Raw genomic sequence first — 3,193 nt, 5'->3', positions numbered from 1 at the left:
GTATTAATTATCTTTCGTGGTTTGATATAGGGTCGCCATATTAAAAGCATTGATCCTTTATTATTGCCGTTAACTGGCTTGTTTGTTCCTGCATTAATAAAAGATATTCTTCCTCCTGTAATTAGTCTCACTTCGTCAACTGTTTCTAATGCAGAATTAAACCAACCAACAGAGGTATCAGCAGGAATTAACATCACGATAGGTTGTAGTTGCTTTTTACATTGCTCGGCGGCTTTATTAATCCAAGGCTGAATTTCACTATATGGGGGATTTAAGAATATAGCTCCGTAACTTTCCCAATCGCAATTTAACGAGTCGTCTTTTTCGGTGAGGTAATGAGAACATAGAGCGTTATTTTTATCGGCGGCGGCATCTAAATAGAAACCAAATTCAGCGTCCAGTGCTGTGAATAAAGGTATGGGAGTTTGCCATCTGTCACGCAATTCCCTAGGTGTGTGGCTACCTCCGTAATCAGCTTTCATTCTCCGCATCCTTCATTATTAGAAAGCAAATCATAGCTGCGCGATAATATCCTTTATCGTGTATTTCAAGCTCTCCAAATTCTTCACATCGATGATACGCACCCCAACCAAGCTCATTATTATAAAAATTCATTCCTATTTTATTCTCAATAATAATCGGCATTGCGTCAGTAGGGTTATTGCATGGGTCGAAAGTCCGATAACCACTATCCATATAAGCTAATACAGATTCTTCCGTTAATAAGCATTTCTTCTTTAACCTTGTAGCAACCAATTCATTAATTTGAAGGTCGGTGTACTTATTATAGCTATTCATTGATTAACTCCCAATATTCACAAATGTTTTTCTTAATAATTCCACCTGCTTCTAAATGACCAATTACACAGCTAACCTGACTTTTAGAATATTCAGGACTGCATAAGTAATATAATTCATCTATGGTTAACTGATTATTTTTAAGTAGGCTAATTATTTTATCTTTTAATTTGCTCACTTCTTATTACCTCGCCACAAATAATATTTAAACCCCTCACTGACATTAAATATTCAGCACGTTTATTGCATTCCGATTGCGTATATAAATCCTCAGATATTGGCACTGCATGATTGTTCATAATTAACAGTATTACGAATAGCTTCATGTTTATTTTCTCTATATGCACATTTAAATATGTGAGCAATAACATCAACAGTCCAAGCATTGCCGTAGCATTTATATGACTGTGAATTCGAGACTATATTTTCACACCAGCCGTCGGGGAAAGTCTGCAACCGCGCGCATTCTGTAGGCGTTAATTTTCGATATAGCAACCTATCATTTTTATCAATATACTTGCCTTTAAATCTATCAGCTGTTTTCTTAGAAGTACACATAGGTACGTTACCACCACCTAACCCAGCAGCTGCGGTTAGAGTGGGGACTTTTCCGTTATATGTGTGTTCCGCATTCTTTTGCACTGTAGCTCTAACCACCTCCGTAGATATTGCAACTTTCGGCTCTCTATGCCCGCCTTGGCATGTTGACAATGTCGGGGCTTTTCCAGCATCAGAATAAATGCGTTTTATCTGTTCGTTGCCTTTAATGTCCGACGCATTAGCAACATGAATTAACCCGTCCTTGGATTGTTTAATATTTTCTCTTGGTTCGCATGGCCTAAATACTATTTGCCGGCGACGTTTATTAAAGTACTCATCTTCACTTGCACCGCAATCGTAATTACTCATGATGCAATATGATTTTTCTCTATCAGTAATACTGTCATCATCAATAATATCTTTCAGTAAAATTCCTTTATCATCAGGCTGGCTAACTTCAAAATTAGTCCAATAATAACGTTGTCTATTTTGTGCTGATAATAACGAGCTATTAATAAGAGTTTTATTTACATAACCTAATGCACGTTCCGTATGCAGTGTTATATATTCCTCAAACTCCTTTTTCATTTTTACATTTTCTAGCATGAATTTAGCATCTGGATTATTTTCTAATACACAGCTCATTATTTCTAATGTCGTCCAGAATAATTTACCGCGCTCATCTTTATCGCCTAATTGCTTACCTGCCAAACTCCACGACTGGCATGGAAATCCCGCAGTAACTAAACTTACACTTGACCAATCAACATCCCACTCACGCCAATTATTAACGTCACCTAATTGGATATTATCTGGATAATGAAACTCAGACACTTTATTAGCGAATTTATCTATTTCGGCTATGTAATATTTATCAAATTTAATTCCAGCGCGAGTCAGCGCTAATCGTCCAGCGGATATTCCGTTGCACAAACTTAAATATATCATTTTGGTTTCCTATAGATGTGCAGAACCCTGTATTAGCATGAGTAATACATATCCGATTATTTTCATGGTTATTTATCTAGGCGGTAGAGTGGAATGGTTTCTTTATCAAACTTCTCTTCATAAATATGTGTAAAGCCATATTCCTTAATATTATCGCCTCCTTTTAATCTCATATAACCAACAGGTTCTAAGCTATTAATTAAACTCTCGCGTGCTTGCCACGCCTCCCATGCTGTTCTGGTTACAATGTAAAAATAATTACCGCGCTTGTCTCTTATTAATTGGTCTAGATGGTTATTCTGATTTACGCTAAACCACGCTTCAAATTGCCGCCTTGATTTATCCATTACTCCACCTTTTTAAACGCTATTACCCATACCCATTGGTTATTCATCCAGCTATCTTCACCGTAAATATCTATCCATGCATCAGCGAATTTATCGTATGGTGTGGATGTCTCGCTGCCACTGTCTGGGTCACTATAAGTAGGTCGCCACCCAGTAAGCTCAAATCCTTCAGCGTGTGCATCATCTTGTGATATCTCCTGAATCTGCTGAACCCAAACATCAGTAATTTTAATTCTCCCTTTGATATTACAGTCCTTGTCTGTAATGTTAATGATGTCGCCAGTTTCACCATACGGACAATCAACATCAACAAATCCATGTCGCCATGCTGCACATACTTGCTCTGATAGTGTGTAACCTTCTTGCCATGCACCAAGTTTGCGTAACTCCTCCTCGGTTACTTTTGGTTGTGGCTCAATCGGTCTACGTGTCTGCGTTTTTCTTCCATCCATGACAGCCGCTAACATTGCATCGTTAAACTTGATTCTGTCTTTCATTTTTCCACCTTTCTATATCCAGCTTTATATAAACGATTGGCGTAAACTAGAGCTTGAGCCATA

General features: G+C 37.7%; 6 protein-coding genes. All 6 read right to left on the bottom strand.

Annotation, left to right across the window (positions count from 1 at the left end):
• Nucleotides 1–482: phage N-6-adenine-methyltransferase (locus ABN217_RS18745; protein WP_349459777.1), on the bottom strand; the 482-nt coding region annotated here is incomplete at its 3' end.
• Complete coding sequence (locus ABN217_RS18740; RefSeq protein WP_349459776.1) at nucleotides 472–798, bottom strand: phage protein NinX family protein; 327 nt, start codon at nucleotides 796–798, stop codon at nucleotides 472–474. The genes ABN217_RS18740 and ABN217_RS18745, both read right to left, overlap by 11 nt.
• Nucleotides 791–976, bottom strand: coding sequence for a hypothetical protein (locus tag ABN217_RS18735; protein ID WP_349459775.1), 186 nt, complete (start codon nucleotides 974–976; stop codon nucleotides 791–793). Before ABN217_RS18735 ends, ABN217_RS18740 begins: the two co-directional genes overlap by 8 nt.
• Nucleotides 977–1,068: 92 nt before the next feature.
• Nucleotides 1,069–2,286, bottom strand: a complete 1,218-nt coding sequence (gene dcm, locus ABN217_RS18730; RefSeq protein ID WP_349459774.1) for a DNA (cytosine-5-)-methyltransferase — start codon at nucleotides 2,284–2,286, stop codon at nucleotides 1,069–1,071.
• Nucleotides 2,287–2,354: 68 nt separating this feature from the next.
• A complete protein-coding gene (locus tag ABN217_RS18725) occupies nucleotides 2,355–2,633 on the bottom strand; it encodes a phiTE_015 family protein (protein WP_349459773.1) in 279 nt (92 codons plus the stop codon).
• Nucleotides 2,633–3,130 carry a hypothetical protein gene (locus ABN217_RS18720; RefSeq protein WP_349459772.1) on the bottom strand — a complete coding sequence of 166 codons (498 nt, stop codon included), beginning with the start codon at nucleotides 3,128–3,130 and terminating at the stop codon, nucleotides 2,633–2,635. Before ABN217_RS18720 ends, ABN217_RS18725 begins: the two co-directional genes overlap by 1 nt.
• Between the last annotated feature and the right edge of the window lie 63 nt (nucleotides 3,131–3,193).

Origin of the sequence: Proteus sp. fly-1067 (assembly GCF_040139345.1) — a bacterium.
GTDB classification, from domain to species: domain Bacteria; phylum Pseudomonadota; class Gammaproteobacteria; order Enterobacterales; family Enterobacteriaceae; genus Proteus; species Proteus vulgaris_B.
The sequence above is the reverse complement of the archived record's forward strand: the minus strand, read 5'-3'. Positions and strand labels throughout refer to the sequence as shown.

Bases quoted from the DNA above. Each gene is read 5' to 3' on its own strand.
- ABN217_RS18740 (WP_349459776.1), bottom strand. From the start codon at position 798: ATGAATAGCTATAATAAGTACACCGACCTTCAAATTAATGAATTGGTT.
- dcm (WP_349459774.1), bottom strand. From the start codon at position 2,286: ATGATATATTTAAGTTTGTGCAACGGAATATCCGCTGGACGATTAGCG.
- ABN217_RS18725 (WP_349459773.1), bottom strand. From the start codon at position 2,633: ATGGATAAATCAAGGCGGCAATTTGAAGCGTGGTTTAGCGTAAATCAG.
- ABN217_RS18720 (WP_349459772.1), bottom strand. From the start codon at position 3,130: ATGAAAGACAGAATCAAGTTTAACGATGCAATGTTAGCGGCTGTCATG.